The sequence below is a fragment of the Streptomyces sp. NPDC050997 genome (genome assembly GCF_040660135.1).
GTDB lineage: Bacteria > Actinomycetota > Actinomycetes > Streptomycetales > Streptomycetaceae > Streptomyces.
On the sequence record NZ_JBFAGK010000005.1, the window covers coordinates 250,785 to 267,634 of the forward strand.

General features: G+C 72.2%; 15 protein-coding genes. 3 read left to right on the forward strand and 12 right to left on the reverse strand.

The window, feature by feature from the left end; all coding sequences use genetic code 11:
• Positions 1-293 precede the first annotated feature (293 nt).
• Positions 294-1,589: a glucarate dehydratase family protein gene (locus AB0H86_RS13865; RefSeq protein ID WP_362436878.1), complete on the reverse strand. Its 1,296-nt coding sequence runs from the start codon at positions 1,587-1,589 to the stop codon at positions 294-296.
• On the reverse strand, positions 1,586-2,482 hold the full coding sequence (locus AB0H86_RS13870) for a 5-dehydro-4-deoxyglucarate dehydratase (RefSeq protein ID WP_362437348.1): 897 nt from the start codon (positions 2,480-2,482) through the stop codon (positions 1,586-1,588). The genes AB0H86_RS13865 and AB0H86_RS13870 overlap by 4 nt, the downstream gene beginning before the upstream one ends.
• Before the next feature lie 150 nt (positions 2,483-2,632).
• Between AB0H86_RS13870 and AB0H86_RS13875 the strand changes: the two genes are divergently transcribed.
• Complete coding sequence (locus AB0H86_RS13875; RefSeq protein WP_362436880.1) at positions 2,633-3,415, forward strand: IclR family transcriptional regulator; 783 nt, start codon at positions 2,633-2,635, stop codon at positions 3,413-3,415.
• 210 nt (positions 3,416-3,625) lie between these two features.
• Positions 3,626-4,957: an MFS transporter gene (locus AB0H86_RS13880; protein ID WP_362436882.1), complete on the forward strand. Its 1,332-nt coding sequence runs from the start codon at positions 3,626-3,628 to the stop codon at positions 4,955-4,957.
• Between the two features lie 6 nt (positions 4,958-4,963).
• On the opposite strand, the gene AB0H86_RS13885 is transcribed toward AB0H86_RS13880, so the two are convergent.
• The 10 genes from AB0H86_RS13885 to hrcA form a co-directional block, all read right to left on the reverse strand.
• Complete coding sequence (locus tag AB0H86_RS13885; RefSeq protein WP_362436884.1) at positions 4,964-5,956, reverse strand: adenosine deaminase; 993 nt, start codon at positions 5,954-5,956, stop codon at positions 4,964-4,966.
• Positions 5,957-5,976: 20 nt separating this feature from the next.
• Positions 5,977-6,882 (reverse strand): ribonuclease Z, encoded by a 906-nt coding sequence (locus AB0H86_RS13890; RefSeq protein ID WP_362436886.1) that lies wholly within the window; start codon positions 6,880-6,882, stop codon positions 5,977-5,979.
• Between the two features lie 6 nt (positions 6,883-6,888).
• Positions 6,889-7,242 (reverse strand): histidine triad nucleotide-binding protein, encoded by a 354-nt coding sequence (locus tag AB0H86_RS13895; RefSeq protein ID WP_362436888.1) that lies wholly within the window; start codon positions 7,240-7,242, stop codon positions 6,889-6,891.
• A 98-nt stretch (positions 7,243-7,340) separates the two neighbouring features.
• Positions 7,341-10,604, reverse strand: a complete 3,264-nt coding sequence (locus AB0H86_RS13900) for a S41 family peptidase (RefSeq protein ID WP_362436890.1) — start codon at positions 10,602-10,604, stop codon at positions 7,341-7,343.
• 74 nt (positions 10,605-10,678) lie between these two features.
• A complete protein-coding gene (locus AB0H86_RS13905; protein WP_362436892.1) occupies positions 10,679-11,170 on the reverse strand; it encodes a hypothetical protein in 492 nt (163 codons plus the stop codon).
• Positions 11,171-11,293: 123 nt separating this feature from the next.
• Positions 11,294-11,686 carry a VOC family protein gene (locus AB0H86_RS13910; protein WP_362436894.1) on the reverse strand — a complete coding sequence of 131 codons (393 nt, stop codon included), beginning with the start codon at positions 11,684-11,686 and terminating at the stop codon, positions 11,294-11,296.
• Positions 11,687-11,703: 17 nt separating this feature from the next.
• Entirely contained in the window at positions 11,704-12,462 is a 759-nt protein-coding gene (locus AB0H86_RS13915) for a 16S rRNA (uracil(1498)-N(3))-methyltransferase (RefSeq protein WP_362436896.1), read from the reverse strand.
• Entirely contained in the window at positions 12,462-13,589 is a 1,128-nt protein-coding gene (locus AB0H86_RS13920; protein ID WP_362436898.1) for a nitronate monooxygenase, read from the reverse strand. The genes AB0H86_RS13915 and AB0H86_RS13920 overlap by 1 nt, the downstream gene beginning before the upstream one ends.
• A 169-nt stretch (positions 13,590-13,758) precedes the next feature.
• Positions 13,759-14,895 (reverse strand): molecular chaperone DnaJ, encoded by a 1,137-nt coding sequence (gene dnaJ, locus AB0H86_RS13925; protein ID WP_362436900.1) that lies wholly within the window; start codon positions 14,893-14,895, stop codon positions 13,759-13,761.
• Positions 14,896-15,912 carry a heat-inducible transcriptional repressor HrcA gene (gene hrcA, locus AB0H86_RS13930; protein WP_362436902.1) on the reverse strand — a complete coding sequence of 339 codons (1,017 nt, stop codon included), beginning with the start codon at positions 15,910-15,912 and terminating at the stop codon, positions 14,896-14,898. It abuts the gene before it with no gap.
• Positions 15,913-16,083: 171 nt separating this feature from the next.
• Here hrcA and AB0H86_RS13935 point away from each other — a divergent pair, with 171 nt between their 5' ends.
• Positions 16,084-16,815: an MBL fold metallo-hydrolase gene (locus AB0H86_RS13935; protein ID WP_362436904.1), complete on the forward strand. Its 732-nt coding sequence runs from the start codon at positions 16,084-16,086 to the stop codon at positions 16,813-16,815.
• Positions 16,816-16,850 lie beyond the last annotated feature (35 nt).

Consider the following 16,850-nt stretch of genomic DNA (forward strand, 5'->3'; position numbering starts at 1 on the left):
GTCGTCACACCGGACCCGAACCGCAGACCGCGTCAGGCCCGCCGTCCAAGGCCCCTGGGCCGGCCCGGACCTGCCGCGACCCGCCCCGACCGCCTGACCGACCCCGACCGGCCCGACCGCCTCGGCCGGCCCGACGACGCCTGCCGCCGTCACCCCGGCACCCGGGCGCCGAGGCGCGCCGACGCTCCGACATCCGGCACCAGGACACCTCGGCTCCCCGGCACCCCGGCTTCCCGGCTTCCCGGCTTCCCGGCACCATCGGCCAGCGCCCCGGCGGCCCACCCCCGCGGCCTCTACCAGCGCGGCACGGGCGGCGTGACCCACTCCGGGTCGGCGACCCGCATCGCCGCCGCGTCGTCGCGCTCGCGCAGCGACCCGTCGTCGTCGAGCCACCGTCGGTGCAGGAACGCGAGCTTTTCGCGGTCGAGTTCGACGCCGAGGCCGGGTGTGTCCGAAACGGTGACCCTGCCGCCGTCGAAAGTCAGCCGTTCGGTGAGGACATCCTCCGACTGCCAGGGGTAGTGGGAGTCGCAGGCGTGGTGGAGGTTCGGGACGGTGGACGCCACATGGGTCATGGCCGCCAGCGAGATCCCCAGGTGGGTGTTGGAGTGCATGGACACCCCGACCCCGAACGTGCGGCAGATCGCGGCGAGTTGCTGCGTGTTGCGCAGCCCGCCCCAGTAGTGGTGGTCGGAGAGCACCACCTGGACGGCGTCGCGGGTGAACGCCTCCTTGATCTCGGCGAAGGTCGTCACGCACATGTTGGTGGCGAGCGGCACTTCCGTCCGCGCGGCGACCTCGGCCATGGCCGGGATACCGAGGGCGGGGTCCTCCAGGTACTCGAGGACGTCCCCGAGCTCCGTCGCGACCCTCAGCGAAGTCTCCACGCTCCAGGCCCCGTTGGGGTCCAGGCGCAGGGGGTGGCCGGGGAACGCCTCGGCGAGTGCCCGGACGGCCGCGATCTCCTCGTCCGGCGGGAAGACGCCCCCCTTGAGCTTGAAGGAGGTGAAGCCGTACCGCTCGGTGAACCTCCGGGCCTGCTCGACGACCCCGGCCGGATCGACGGCGGCACCCCAGTCGTCCTTCTCGCCGGCCACGCCCTGTGGGTGGTCGGCCCACCGGTAGAAGAGGTACGCGCTGTACTCGACCGTGTCCCGGAGCTTGCCGCCGAGCAGCGCGTGCACGGGCAGGCCGAGGGACTTGCCGAGGGCGTCGAGGCAGGCGACCTCGAAGCCGGAGACGACGGACAGGCGGAGTTTGTCGGCGGTCTGGACGCCCCGCAGTCCGCCGACGTCGACCTGGCCGGTGACGCGGGCCCCGTCGACGGCCACCTCCTCGGCGACCACGAACAGGCCGCCCAGATCGCTGACCTGACGGCCAATCAGTTTGGCGGCGAACGGCCGCGCCAGCTCCAGGTACTTCGTGTCGCCGTAGGTCTCGCCGACACCGGTGATCCCGTCCGCCGTGACGACCTCCACGATCAGCCGGGGGGTGTACGGCTGGTGCACGCCCTGGGTGTTCAGCAGCGGCGGATCGGCGACCAGGATCGGCGTCAGCCGTACCTCGGTGATGCTCAGGTCGCGGGTCACAGGGCGGCTCCTACGAGGTCGAGTCCGGTGGTCAGCAACAGCCTGAGGTCGTCCAGGTCGGCGGCCGAGGGATCGGTGAGCGGGGCGCGTACGGGTCCCACCGGGCAGCCGCGCAGTCGGGCCGCCGCCTTCACCAGGGACACGGCGTATCCGGGCACCCGGTCGCGGAGTTCGACGAGCGGGACGTAGAACGCGCGCAGCAGCGTGCGGACCGCGCCTTCGTCGCCGTCGCGCAGGGCGGTGAAGAAGGCGTTCGCGATCTCGGGGGCGAAGGCGTGGACCGCGGAGGAGTAGGCGGCGACGCCGACCGTGGCGTAGGCGCGGGCCTGGATCTCGGCGGTGGCGGCGCCGTTGAAGAACAGGAAGTCCTCGGGGGCCGAGAGCGTGAGGCGTTGCAGCCGGTCGAGGTCGCTGTGGCCGTCCTTGAGGCCGATGACTCCGGGGATCCGGGCGACCCGCCCGAACGCCTCGACACCGAAGGCGACCTGCCCCCGCTGGTAGGCGATGAGCGGCAGCCGGGTGCGGGCCGCGATCCGCTCCAGCTGGGCGACCAGGCCGTCCTGCGGGGCGGCGACCAGGTAGTGCGGCAGGACGAGGAGGGCGTCCGCCCCGGCCTCCTCGGCGATGCGGGCGAAGCGGACGGCCTGTGCCCAGCCGTAGCCGATTCCGGCGACGACGGGCACGCGGCCGCCGGCCTCCTCGGCCGCGATGGTCACGACCTGGCGGTACTCGTCCTCGTCCAGGGAGAAGAACTCGCCGGTGCCGCAGGCGGGGAAGACGGCGCCGGGGGTGGCGGCGATCCGGTCGGCGACATGTGCGCGGAAGCCGTGCGGGTCGAGGGAGCCGTCGGCGTGGAAGCTGGTCAGCGGGAACGACAGCACGCCGTTCGCCATGCCCTCCCGCAGTCGCCGGGTCACGGCGTCCGTCTCGGGACTCACCCTCGATCATCTCCCTATAGAGACGCTATCTACGTATGAAGATGAAGGTTAGATACACGAACGAAAACCGTCAATGACCCGGTCACTCCCGATTACGATCGACACATGTCAGAGACAGCCGGCGTCCGTGAAGTGAAGTCGGCCGCGCGCACGGTCGAACTGCTCGAACTGCTCGCCGCCCGCGGTGACCGGCCGGCCCGGCTCCAGGAGCTCGCGGAAGCGCTGGACGTGCCCCGCAGCTCGATGTACGCGCTGCTCCAGACCCTGATCTCGCGCGACTGGGTACGCACGGACGCCACCGGCTCCCTCTACGGCATCGGCATCCACGCCCTGCTCACCGGCACCAGCTACCTCGACTCCGACCCGCGCGTGCGGGCGGTGCGGCCGTATCTCGACGAGGCGTCCCAGGCGCTGGGCGAGACGATCCACCTGGGGCGGCTCGACGGGCGGGGCGTGGCCTATCTGGCGACGCGCGAGTCGCACGAGTACCTGCGGACCATCAGCCGGGTCGGGCGCCGGCTGCCGGCCCACGCTGGCGCGCTGGGCAAGGCGCTGCTGGCCGAGCGGGACGACACCGAGCTGCCCGAGGGTCCCTACGAGGCGCTCACCCCGAACTCGCACACCGACCGGGCGTCCCTGCTGACGGACCTCGCCGCCGTGCGGTCCCGCGGCTACTCCGTGGACCGCGAGGAGGGCGTCCTCGGCATCGTCGGCTTCGGCTTCGCCCTGCGGTACGACTCCCCCGCCCAGGACGCCGTCAGCTGCTCGGTGCCGGTGGCCCGGCTGACGCCTGAGCACGAGGCGCGGATCGTCGCGGTGATGCGGGAGATCAGGGCCAAGATCGAGGCGACGGCACCGGGCGCGGGGGGCGCTCCGCACTGGCGGTAGCTTGCGGGGATCCCACCCTCGGCCACCTGGAAAAAGGCGCTCGTCTACCCGACCCCACACACACCAAACGCAACGTGTGCCACATCACACCCCCCGCGTTTCTTCTCCCAACCGCGTGCCTGCTACAAATTGCCCGCGCGCTCCTGTCCGTCGACGGCCTGCGCCCACCCCCCTTCTGAGCCGCTTCTTTCGCATGCCCTGGGAACGCCCGTGTTCGCCCGCACCACCACGCCCTGGCCCCTCGTCGCCCTTTTCACGGCCGGGTACCTCGCCCCCTATCTCCTCCCCACCACCGTCGGCAGGCTGGACTCGGGGCTCCCGCTGTCCGCCACGCAGGCGGGCGCCATCGGCAGTGCCCTGCTGCTGAGTTCGGCCTCGGCGGGCTTTGTGCTCGCCTCCCGAGTCGAGCGGATCGGCGCCCGTGCGCTGGCCCGCGTCGGGCTCACGCTGGCCGTCCTCGGCTACGGCACCGCCGCCCTCACCTCGTCCGTCCCCGCGGTCGTCGCCGGCGCCGTGCTGGGCGGCTTCGGATCCGGTACGGCCACCACGGTCTCCGCCACCGGAATCGCCGCCCAGCGGGATCCGCATCGCATCACCACCCTGGGGCTGCTGAGCGTCTCCGCGCTCGCGGGCGCCGTCTACCTGACGGTGCCGCACCTGGGTCCCGGGCACGGCCTGCCGCCGGCCGCGATCGCCCTCACCGCGCTCGCGGTCTGGCCGGTGACCGGCCGCCTCCCGGAACGTACGGCCACGGCCCACCAGGCCCGCCGCCCGCGCGACCCGCTGCCCCACCTCCGCGCCGGGCTGGTCCTGGCCGCCACCCTGCTCTGCTGGTCCCTCGCGCAGAACTCCCTGTGGGGCGTCAGCGGCCGCATCGGTCTCACCCAGGCGCACCTCTCCGAGGCCACCGTCGGCGCCGTCTTCGCCGCGGCGCTGGGCGCGGGGCTCCTGGGAGTCCTGGGCGCGGGCGCGCTCGGCCCGCGACTCGGCCGGGCTCTGCCCGTCGGTGCGGGCACCGCCCTCATAGCGGGCTGTATCGCCCTCAGCGCCTCCGCCACCGACCTGACCGGCTTCGCGACCGGCGAGATCGCCTGGAACACGCTCTACCCGATCGTCCTGTCGTACGTGCTCGGCCTCGCCGCCTCCCTCGACCCGCGCGGGCGTTGGGCGGTGCTGGTCGGTTCCGCGTCCTCGCTCGGCACCGCGGCGGGCCCGCTGGCCGGCAGCCTGCTGTCCGCGCAGGCCGGCTTCCCGGCGATGGGCGTGCTCCTCGCCCTCGGGCTGCTCGTCATCACGCTCCCGATGACCGCCGTGGCCCTGCACACCAGCGGGCGCCCCCTGCTGTCCCGCGCGGTGCGCCGCAGGGGTGGCACGCCGGCCGTCGTGGTCGCCGCCTCGACCGGCACCCCGGCGGACGCGCTGGCCCAGGTCGCTCCGGAACAGCCGGTCGTGGAGATCCCGATCGACGCCCCGGCCGTCCCCGCCCAACAGGCCTACGGCACGGCCGGCCCCCGGCAGGCGTCGGGCACCCCGGGAGCCTGACGGCGGTCACGAGAACTCGTACGCCTCCACCTCGGCGAGGTAGCGCGCCCGCCGCTCCTCGTCGTGCTCCAGGAAGGACGCGACGAAGGAGTTGCGGGCCAGCTCCCGCAGCCGGTCCTCGCCCAGGCCCAGCGCCTGGCATACGGCGTCGAAGTTGTCGCCGGCGTAGCCGCCGAAGTAGGCCGGGTCGTCGGAGTTGACCGTGCACAGCAGCCCGGCCTCCAGCATCGCGGGCAGCGGGTGCTCGGCGAGGACGTCCACGGCCCGTAGCCGGACGTTGGACAGCGGACACAGCGTCAGCGGAATCCGGTCCCGGACCAGACGGGCGACCAGCGCCTTGTCCTCCATGCACCGCAGCCCGTGGTCGATCCGCTCCACGCCGAGCACGTCCAGGGCCTCGGTGATGTACTCCGGCGGCCCCTCCTCACCGGCGTGCGCCACCCGCCGCAGGCCGAGGGCGGCGGCGGCCTCGTACACCGCGCGGAACTTCACCGGCGGATGCCCGACCTCGGCCGAGTCGAGCCCGATGCCGACGATCCGGTCGAGGTGAGGCTTCGCGGCCTCCAGTGTCTCAAGCGCCGACTCGGCGGACTCGTCCCGCAGGAAGCACATGATCAGTTGCGTGGACACACCGTGGTTCGCCTCGCTGCTGCCCAGCGCCTGCCACAGCCCCTCGACGACCGTCCCCATGCCGACGCCCCGCGCGAGATGCGCCTGCGGGTCGAAGAAGATCTCCGCGTGCCGTACGCCCTGGGCGGCGGCCCGGGCGAGGTAGGCGTTCGCGAGGTCCTCGAAGTCCCGCTCGGTGCGCAGGACGGCCATGAGCTCGTAGTACAGGTTCAGGAAGGACTGGAGGTCCTCGAACTGGTACGCCTCGCGCAGCGCGTCCGTGTCGGCGTACGGCAGCTCGACACTGTTGCGGGCGGCCAGCTCGAAAGCCAGCTCCGGCTCCAGGGTGCCTTCGATATGGAGGTGCAGTTCTGCTTTGGGGAGGGACATCGAAGTATCGTACGGCCGCTTTATCGCCGTTTCGGAACCGGGACACGCAGGAGGTCGTGGGCGACGGTCAGCTCGCCCTCGAAGCCGGCGGCCCGCGCCTGCCGTTCGAACTCTTCCGGCTCGGAGTACCGCTGGCTGAAGTGCGTGAGCACGAGATGCCGTACCCCGGCGTCCCGCGCGACCCGCGCCGCCTGGCCCGCCGTCAGATGACCGTGGTCGACGGCCAGTCGCTCGTCCTCGTCGAGGAACGTCGACTCGATGACGAGCAGGTCGCAGCCCTCGGCCAGCGCGTACACGCCGTCGCACAGCCGGGTGTCCATGACGAACGCGAACCGCTGTCCGAGCCGCGTCTCGCTGACGTCGTCGAGGCTGACGCCGTCGAGGACGCCGTCGCGTTGCAGGCGGCCGACGTCCGGGCCCTTGATGCCGTGCGCGGTGAGCCGGTCGGGCAGCATGCGGCGGCCGTCGGGCTCGGCGAGGCGGTAGCCGTACGACTCGACGGGGTGGGAGAGCTTACGGGCCTGAAGGGTGTAGCCGCCCGTGGCCGCGATCACGCCGTCGGCCGCGACCGGCACCTCGACGATCTCGACCGTCTCGCGGTACGCGGTGGCGTACCGCAGCCGGTCGAAGAACCGTTGCCCGGAGCGCGGGTAGTGGGCGGTGACCTCGTGCGGAACCTTGTCGAGGTTGATCCGCTGGATGACCCCGGCGAGACCCAGCGAGTGGTCGCCGTGGAAGTGCGTGACGCAGATCCGGTTCAGGTCGTGCGCGGCGACCCCGGCGCGCAGCATCTGGCGCTGGGTGCCCTCGCCGGGATCGAAGAGGATGCCCTCGCCGTCCCAGCGCAGCAGGTAGCCGTTGTGGTTGCGGTGCCGGGTCGGGACCTGGCTGGCGGTGCCGAGGACGACCAACTCACGTACGGACACGATGAGTTACCCCGGGGGCCACTGCATGCCGCGACCGCCGATGACATGCGCGTGGGCGTGCCAGACGGTCTGGCCGGCGCCGCTGCCGGTGTTGAAGACGGTGCGGTAGCTGTCCAGCTTCTCGTCGTCGGCGACGGCCTTGGTCTCGCGCAGGATGTCGACGGCGAGTTCCGGGGCCTCGGTGGCGAGCGCGGCGACGTCCATGTGGTGGGCCTTCGGGATCACCAGGACGTGGGTGGGCGCCTGGGGGTTGATGTCCCGGAAGGCGACGGTGGTGGCGGTCTCACGGATGATCGTCGCCGGGATCAGGCCCGCGACGATCTTGCAGAACAGGCAGTCGTCCTGCGGTTCCCCTGCCATGGTCCCTCCGGGGGTTAGCGGAAATGATCTCGTGGGGGGCATCGTATCGTCGTCGGGTGCGGGTGATTGGTGGCTGAGCGCGCAGTTCCCCGCGCCCCTTAGGTGGGCACAGTAGGCGGGGTTTTTGCGGGGCTGTCTTGCAGTGCCTCCAGGGCCAGCCTGATTGCCTCGTCGAGTTGTGTGTCTCTGCCTTGCGCGTAGTCCTGGGGGCGTTGGACGACCTCGACGTCCGGGTCTACGCCGTGGTTCTCCACGCCCCACTCGTAGTTCTCCAGCCAGAACGCGTACTTCGGCTGGGTGATCAGTGTGCCGTCGACCAGTCGGTAGCGGCTGTCGATCCCGATCACTCCGCCCCAGGTGCGGGTACCGACGACCGGTCCGATCCCCAGGGCCTTGATCGCCGCGTTGACGATGTCGCCGTCGGAGCCGGAGAACTCGTTGGCGACGGCGATGACCGGCCCTCGGGGCGCGTCCTGCGGATAGCTGTACGGCCGCATCCCGCGCGGCACCGCCCAGCCGACGATCCGCCGGGCCAGTTTCTCGACGACGAGCTGGGAGGTGTGCCCGCCCCGGTTGTCACGGACGTCGACGACCAGGCCCTCGCGGGCGACCTCGACCCGCAGGTCACGGTGGATCTGGGCCCAGCCGGGCGCCTGCATGTCGGGCACGTGCAGATACCCCAGTCGGCCACCGGACTTCTCGTGCACGTACGCCCGCCGGTCCGCGACCCACGCGTGGTACCGCAAGGGTTCCTCGTCGGCGACCGGGACGACGACCGCGTGCCGTACCTCGCCGCCGCCGGACGGCGAGATGGTCAGCTCGACCGGCTTGCCCGCCGTACCGACGAGGAGCGGGCCGGGCCCGGTCACCGGGTCGACCGGCACGCCGCCCACCGCGACGATCGCGTCCCCGGCGCGCACCGCGACGCCAGGAGCGGCGAGCGGGGAGTGGGCGCCGGGATCGGAGGTCTCGGTCGGCAGGATGTGGTCGATGCGCCACCGCGCCGATCCCTGCGGGCCGTCCTGGTGGCGGGAGATGTCCGCGCCGAGCAATCCCTGCCGGGGACCGCCGCCGTGGCCGCCGCGCGGCATGACGTAGGCGTGCGAGGTGCCGAGCTCGCCCTGGACCTCCCAGAGCAGGTCGACGAGGTCGTCATGGGTGGCGACCCGGTCAAGGACGGGGCGGTAGCGGTCGAGGACGCCGGTCCAGTCGACGCCGCTCATGTCCGCGCGCCAGAACTGGTCCCGCATGACGCGACCGGTCTCCTCGTACATCTGCCGCCACTCGGCCGACGGGTCGACGAGCTGCCGGATCCGGGAGAGGTCGACGGTGATGTTGGTGTCGCTGTCGTCGTCGTTGGAGGCGCGCCGGTCGCTGGGGACGACCTTCAGCCGCCCGTCGGTCCACAGCAGGACCCGCTTGCCGTCACCGCTGACCGCGAAGTGGTCGACGTCGACCGCGAGATGCTCGATGCGCTGCTGCGCGAGGTCGTAGCGCTCCAGCTCGGTGTGCGGGTCCGGGTCGTCGGGGGTCGCCCTGGAGGAGCCGAGCACTCCGCGCACCGGGTGCCGCAGCCACAGCACCCCGTCCTTCGCCGCCCGCAGGTTGGAGTAGCGGGCCGCCTCGACGGGGAACGGCACGATCCGGTCGGCGAGGCCCTCCAGGTCGATCCGGGTGGCCGGGGCGCCCTCACTCTCGGGGGTCTCGTCCTTGTCCGGCGCCTCGAAGGGGCGACCGTGCCGCTGCGGGCCGAACGGCGAGGGCGTGGTCGCCGCCAGGGTGATCAGGTGCGGGCGGTCGCCGACCACGAAGGCGAGGTCGAAGACGTGCTCGTCGTAGACCGGGTCGAAGGAGCGGTTGGACAGGAAGGCGAGGTGCTTGCCGTCGAGGGTGAAGGCCGGGGAGTAGTCCTGGAAGCGCAGCGGGGTCGCCTCGGTGACCGACAGGTCGGTGGTGTTGGCGAGCCGCAGCTGGCGCAGCGGGCGCGGGCCGGGGTGCGACCAGGCGAGCCAGCTGGAGTCGGGTGAGAAGGCCAGGCCGGAGGCGTCCCCGTCCTCGCTGCGGTCGACCTCGCGGACCTCGCCGGTCTCCCGTTCGACGAGCAGCACCCGTCCGTCGTGCGCGGCGACGGCGGCCCGGCTGCCGTCGGGCGCCATCGCGAGCCCGAGGACGCGGCCGAGCTGTCCGGCGGCGAGGCGGCGCGGGGTGGCACCGGGCGCGAGGCCGGTGGCGGGCGCGAACTCCAGGGCGTCGTCGCCCTCCGCGTCCGTCACCCACACCACCCATTCCTCGCCGTCCGCGCGGAAGGTGCGCGGCAGCCGGGCCCGTACGCCGGGCTCGGCGGCGAGCGCGCGGGTGGGCCCGGAGCGGTGGGTGACCCAGTGCACGGCGCCGCGGACCCCGATCGCGCTGCCGCGAGCGGTGTGGTCGGGGGCGCCGGAGCCGAACCAGCGGGCGGCGTTCACCGGGAACGGCTGCCGGTCGACGCGCTGTCCACCGAGGCGGATGTCGAGCCGCCGCGGTTCGGCGCCGTCCAGGTCGTCGAGGATCCACAGTTCACCGGCACTGGCGTACACGACCCGGGTGCCGTCGCCGGCCGCGTGCCGGGCGTAGAAGCCTCCCCCACTCTCGGCTTCGCTCGAGCGGGAGGTGCCCCCATGAGGGGTGTGCCGCCGCAGGTCGGAGCCGTCGGGGAGGGAGGAGTACAGCGCGCCGACGCCCTCGTGGTCGGACAGGAACGCGACCCGGTCCCCCACCCACACCGGATATTCGAGGTTCCCGTCCAGGTCCTCGTGCAGCCGTACGAACTCTCCGTCGCCCTCCCGGTCGATCCACAGCTTGCCCGCCGTGCCGCCCCGATAGCGCTTCCACCAGGCCGCCTCGCGTCCCACGGAGGTGCACAGCACGGCCATGCCCGAGCCGCTGTGGGCGACGTCGCCGACGAGGCCGTACGGCAGTCGGGTGGCCGGTCCGCCGTCGAGCGGGACGGCGTGCGCCCACTTGCGGCGCAGGTTCACCTGGCCGTGTGTGGTGATCGCGAGGACCTGGCCGTCGGGGGTCCAGCCGCGTACCTGGGTCTGCCAACTGCCCCAGTGCGTGAGGCGCTTGGCGGGGCCGCCGTCGACCGGGGCGATGTGCACCTCGGGGGCGCCGTCGCGGGTGCTGGTCCAGGCGACGGTGGTGCCGTCGGGGGAGATCCGGGGGTGGGTCACCGGCACGTTGTCGGCGCTCGCGCGCCAGGCCCGGCCGCCGTCGAGCGGGGCGAGCCACACGTCGTCCTCGGCGGTGAAGGCGACCAGCTCTCCGTGCAGATGCGGAAACCGGAAGTACGCGGGAGACGGCGACGTCGCTGGCTGTGTCACCCGATCACCCTATGCACGCGCGTCGCCCGTGAACAGGGGGTTCGATCACTTGGCCAACCACCGACACCGGACGATCACTTGCCCTCGACCGGGTGGCATGAGGGGTCGACCTGGCACCAGACGGTCCTGGTCACGGTCACCGTGACGGTGGGACCCGGCTGCCCGGGACGGTTGACGGGCGGGGTGGTCTTCGCGTCGCAGTCGCCGAGCCCGCTCACGTGGAACCACTGTTTACCGTCGATCTTGGCGGTCAGGTCGCCGAGCACACAGGCGCCGCTGACGGCACGCGTCACCCTGCCGGTGACGGTGATGTCCTTCCCGTCGTCCGTCTCGCCCTTGCAGTCGACGGAGACGACGGTGTTCTCGGTCGCGCTCGCGCTCGGGCTCGCCCCGTCGTCGTACGAGGCCGTGCAGTTGAGCCACCGTACGTCGGCCTTCTGCCGCTGAAGCTCGGCCGTCACGGTCTGATCGGTCGTAAAGGCCACGGTCGCGGTGTTCAGCCCGCCCGGTTCACAGGCGACGGCCCCGCCCACGGCGACCACGGCAAGTCCCGCCACGGCCGCCATCCGCTGTCCGCGTGACCGACGCCGGATTCGTCTCAACGCCCCCATGAGAGGCAGCCTGCCACCGTCCGGCCCACGACGGTAGAGCGCATACGGACACTCACGCGCCCCGGAGCGCCGGCCCCGTCAGCCTTGCAGCAGCAGCCACTCCTGGAGCTCCACCAGGTTGCCCTCGGGGTCCTTGAGGTGGGCGACGCGCATCCGGTCCGTCATGGGGGACGGGCCGTGCAGGAGATCGGCGCCGCGCGCGGTGATCTGCTCGCAGTAGGTGTCGAGGTCGTCGACGCGCAGGACGACCAGGGAGCGGTGCCCGGTGGCCGTTTCGCCGAGTTCGCCGAGGACCTCGGCCATCACGGACCGGTCCTGGAGGGCGATACCGGCCGCGCCGGTGGCGGCGCTGAACTTCTCGTACGGGCCGTCCGCAGCCCCCGACTGGGGCTTCAGGCCGAGGACTTCGACGTAGAAGCCGTAGCAGGCGGCGAAGTCGGTGACGAGGAGTCGTACCTGTGCGAGTTCCACCGTGTTCCCCTTGTCGGTCAGGACCAGCGGCCGGTGCGGCCGAGGAGCAGCGCGGTCGCGGCCGTGCCCGCGGTCGAGGTGCGCAGCACGGTACGGCCCAGGCGGTACGCCTTAGCGCCCGCCTCGTCGAAGAGCGCCAACTCCTCGGGGGAGACGCCCCCTTCGGGGCCGACCACCAGCACGATCTCGCCGTCGGCGGGGAGTTCGGCGGTCGCCAGCGCCGCGCTGCCGTACGCGCGGTCCTCGTGCAGTACGGCGGCGAAGTCGGCCTTGGCGAGAAGTGCCACTACCTGCTTGGTCGTTGCCGCTTGCGCGACCTCGGGGAAGCGGACCCGGCGGGACTGCTTGCCGGCCTCGCGGGCGGTGGCACGCCACTTGGCGAGCGCCTTCACACCGCGGTCGCCCTTCCACTGCGTGATGCACCGGGACGCGGTCCAGGGCACGATCGCGTCGACACCGGTCTCGGTCATGGTCTCGACGGCCAACTCGCCCCGGTCGCCCTTGGGCAGCGCCTGGACGACGGTGACGCGCGGCTGCTCCGGCGGCTCCTCCTGGAGGCTCTCCAGGTCACAGACGACCAACCGGTCCTTGCCCTCGGCGGCTTTGACGACACCCTCGATCCAGCGCCCACGCCCGTCCGTGAGGACGACGTCCTCGCCGGGCCGCAGCCGCTTCACGGAGACGGCGTGCCGTCCCTCCGGGCCGTCGAGGACGAGCTCTCCGCCACTGAAGTCCGGAATGTGGAGCGGGTCGAGCACGAACACCGGCGCGGTCATCAGATGTCACCCGTGGCCGGGCGGGACGACAACGCCGTCTTCGCGGCGGCCAGTTCGGCGACCAGCACCTCCACCAGCTGCCCCGCGGGCAGTTCGCGTGCCATCCGGTGGCCCTGTCCCGCCCACAGCGCCATGCCCTGCGCGTCGCCTGCCTTGGCGGCCGCCTTGCGCAGCGGCGAGGTGAGGTGGTGGATCTCCGGGTAGGCGGGGGGCGCGTACGGACCGTGCTCGCGCAGGAAGCGGTTGACCAGGCCGCGGGCCGGCCGGCCGGAGAAGGCGCGGGTCAACTCCGTGCGGACGAACAGGGGGTTGGTCAGCGCGTGCTTGTGGACGGCGTTCGCGCCGGACTCGGCGGTGGCGAGGAACGCCGTGCCGAGCTGGGCCGCGGCGGCGCCCGCGGCGAGTACGGCGGCGATCTGGCTGCCGCGCATGATGCCGCCGGCCGCGACGATCGGGATCCGTACGGTCTCGCGGATCTGGGCGACCAGCGACAGCAGGCCGATGCCGGAGCCGTCGGTCTCCGGGGTGTCCCGGTGGGTGCCCTGGTGGCCGCCCGCCTCCACGCCCTGCGCGATCACCGCGTCGGCGCCGGCCCGTTCGACGGCGAAGGCCTCCTCGGCGGTGGTCGCCGTGACCAGGGTGAAGGTGCCTGCCCGGCGCAACGAGTCCAGGACGTCGGAGCTGGGGACGCCGAAGTGGAAGGAGACCACCGGTACCGGGTTGTCGAGCAACACCGCGAGCTTGGCTTCGTAGCCGTCGTCGCGGCCGCTGTCCTTGTCGCCGAGCTCCGTCTCGTACCAGACGGCCTCGCCGGCCAGCTGGTGGGCGTAGACGTCGACCGCGGCGGCATTGGCGGGCGCGGCGCTAGCCGCTCCAGTGGAGCCGGTGCTTGCACCGGGGTACTCCGGCTGCGGCAGGAAGAGGTTCACGCCGAAGGGGCGGGTCGTGAGGCTCCGCAGCTGCTTGATCTCCTGGTACAGGCCGTCGGCCGTCTTGTACCCGGCAGCGAGGAACCCGAGCCCGCCGGCCTCGCACACGGCGGCTGCGAGCGTCGGTACGGAGACGCCGCCCGCCATGGGGGCCTGCACGATCGGGTATGGGAAGAGATCGGTCAGCGCGGAGGACATGACGGCATGTTGTCACGTCCTCCGAACAAGTCCGAATCCGGCCTTCCGCCCGGCATAGGCCGACGGCATCTCCGAATGTCAGGGCCCTTGGACGGTGCCCCAAGGGCCCCTCGGAGGGGCCCTTGACGCCCGTCGAATCCAGCCCGGCGCAGCCCGGCGGCGGGTGTCCTCAGCGACCGTTGAACGCGTCCTTCAGCCGGGAGAACAACCCCTGCTGCCCCGGCTGGAACTGCCCCGTCGGGCGCTCCTCGCCCCTCAGCTTGGCGAGCTCGCGCAGCAGCCGTTCCTGTTCCGGGTCGAGCTTGGACGGGGTCTGCACCTCGACGTGCACGATGAGGTCGCCGCGACCGCCGCCGCGCAGGTGCGTGACACCGCGCGCGTGCAGCGGGATCGACTGGCCGGACTGGGTGCCGGGCCGGATGTCGACCTCCTCCAGGCCGTCCAGCGTCTCCAGCGGGACCTTGGTGCCCAGGGAGGCCGCCGTCATCGGGAGGGTGACCGTGCAGTGCAGGTCGTCGCCCCGGCGCTGGAACTGCGAGTGCGGCATCTCGTGGATCTCGACGTACAGGTCGCCGGCGGGACCGCCACCGGGTCCGACCTCGCCCTCGCCCGCGAGCTGGATCCGGGTGCCGTTGTCGACACCGGCGGGGATCTTGACCGTCAGGGTGCGACGCGAACGGACTCGGCCGTCGCCGGCGCACTCCGGGCACGGCGTCGGGACGACCGTGCCGAAGCCCTGACACTGCGGGCAGGGGCGCGAGGTCATGACCTGGCCCAGGAAGGACCGGGTCACCTGCGACACCTCACCGCGGCCGCGGCACATGTCACACGTCTGGGCGGTCGTGCCCGGCGCCGCGCCCTCACCACTGCAGGTGACGCAGACGATCGCCGTGTCGACCTGGATGTCCTTCGTGGTGCCGAAGGCCGCCTCGTCCAGCTCGATCTCCAGCCGGATCATCGCGTCCTGGCCGCGCCGGGTGCGCGAGCGCGGACCGCGCTGCGACGCCGTACCGAAGAACGCGTCCATGATGTCCGAGAAGTTGCCGAAACCGCCGGCGCCGAAGCCGCCCGCGCCACCGCCGCCCGCCTGCGAGAGCGGGTCACCGCCGAGGTCGTAGACCTGCTTCTTCTGCGGGTCCGACAGCACCTCGTAAGCGGCGTTGATCTCCTTGAACCGCTCCTGGGTCTTCGGATCCGGATTGACGTCCGGGTGCAGCTCGCGTGCGAGCCGCCGGAAGGCCTTCTTGATCTCTTCCTGCGACGCGTCGCGGCGCACGCCTAGAACGGCGTAGTAGTCCGTGGCCACTTACGACTCCGCCAGGATCTGTCCGACGTACCGTGCCACTGCGCGTACCGCTCCCATCGTTCCCGGGTAATCCATGCGGGTCGGTCCGACCACGCCGAGCTTGGCTACTGCCTCGCCGCCCGAACCGTAACCGACCGAGACCACAGAAGTGGAGTTGAGTCCCTCATAGGCGTTCTCATGACCGATCCGTACGGTCATGCCCGAATCCCCCGCCTCGCCAAGCAACTTGAGAAGCACGACCTGCTCCTCCAGCGCTTCCAGGACGGGTCGGATGGTGAGGGGAAAGTCATGCCCGAAGCGGGTCAGATTGGCGGTGCCGCCGATCATCAGCCGCTCCTCGTTCTCCTCGACGAGCGTCTCCAGGAGGGTGGAGAGCACCGTCGCGACCGTGCCGCGGTCCTCGACGTCGAAGGCCTCCGGCAGATCCTCCACCAGATGCGGGACGTCGGCGAAACGACGGCCCGCGATCCGGCTGTTGAGCCGCGCCCGCAGATCCGCGAGCGGGCTCTCGCCGAACGGCGCCGGGCAGTCGACCATCCGCTGCTCGACCCGCCCGGTGTCCGTGATCAGCACGAGCATCACACGCGCGGGCGCGAGTGACAGCAGCTCGACGTGCCGCACGGTCGAACGGGTCAGCGAGGGGTACTGCACGACGGCGACCTGCCGAGTCAGCTGCGCGAGCAGCCGCACGGTCCGCGCCACGACGTCGTCGAGGTCGACGGCGCCGTCGAGGAAGTTCTGGATGGCGCGCCGTTCCGGCCCGGTCATCGGCTTGACCCCGGCCAGCTTGTCGACGAACAGCCGGTACCCCTTGTCGGTGGGAATCCGCCCGGCGCTGGTGTGCGGCTGGGCGATGAACCCCTCGTCCTCCAGGGCGGCCATGTCGTTGCGGACCGTCGCCGGGGAGACACCGAGATTGTGCCGCTCGGTGAGCGCCTTGGACCCTACGGGCTCCTCGGTGCCGACGTAGTCCTGGACGATGGCGCGCAGCACCTGGAGCCTGCGTTCACTCAGCATCCGCGCACACCTCCAGAAGTCGTCCCCCAGTCCCCTGGGTGCCTGGCCTGGCACTCGTCATATCCGAGTGCCAGCGTTCCCCGGCCCAGTGTACGGCCGTGAGGTACGCACCGGGCAAGGCCGGTCCCACGAGGCCGTGCCCGGACGTGCCGTTCTGGTTAGCGTCGCCGTATGACGGTGACTTGGGAAGAGCTGGGATGGGAGCGGGTTTCGGCCGGGGTCGGGCGGTGCCGGCTCCCTGGCTGGGACTGCACGGTGGGGCTGGTCGTCGGCGAGGGCAGCGCCCTGGTGATCGACGCCGGGTCGAGCCTCCAGGAGGGTGCCCGGCTGCGGGCGGGGGCGGAGGAGCTCGCCGGTCACCGTGTGACTCATCTCGCGCTGACCCACCCCCACTTCGACCACGTGTTCGGCGCGGCGGCGTTCGCGGGGGTGGAGGTGTTCGGCCCGGTGGGCATCGACACGGTGTTCGAGGGGCGGTCCGCTCGCGAGGGGCTGCGGGCGGACGCGGTCCACCACGGCCTGGCGGCCTCCTCGGCGGACGAGGCGGTCGACGCCCTGGTGGTGCCCCGGCACCGGGTCTCCGGCGAGTGGACCCTCGACCTGGGCGGCGGCCGGCAGGTCCTGCTGGCGAACGTGGGCCCCGGCCACACCGCCCACGATCTCGCGGTCCTGGTGCCGGGCTCACCCGGGGTGGTCTTCTGCGGCGACCTGGTCGAGGAGTCCGGCGAGCCCCAGGCGGGCCCGGACGCCGTACCGTCGCACTGGCCGGCCGCGCTGGACCGGCTGCTGGAGCTGGGCGGCGAGGACGCGCGGTACGTGCCCGGTCACGGAGCGGTGGTGGACGCGGGGTTCGTACGGGCCCAGCGGGACGCGCTGGCGGGGCGCTTCGGCGTGTCGCGGTGACCCGGACGGCCGGACGGCCGCGGCTTCTCCTATCG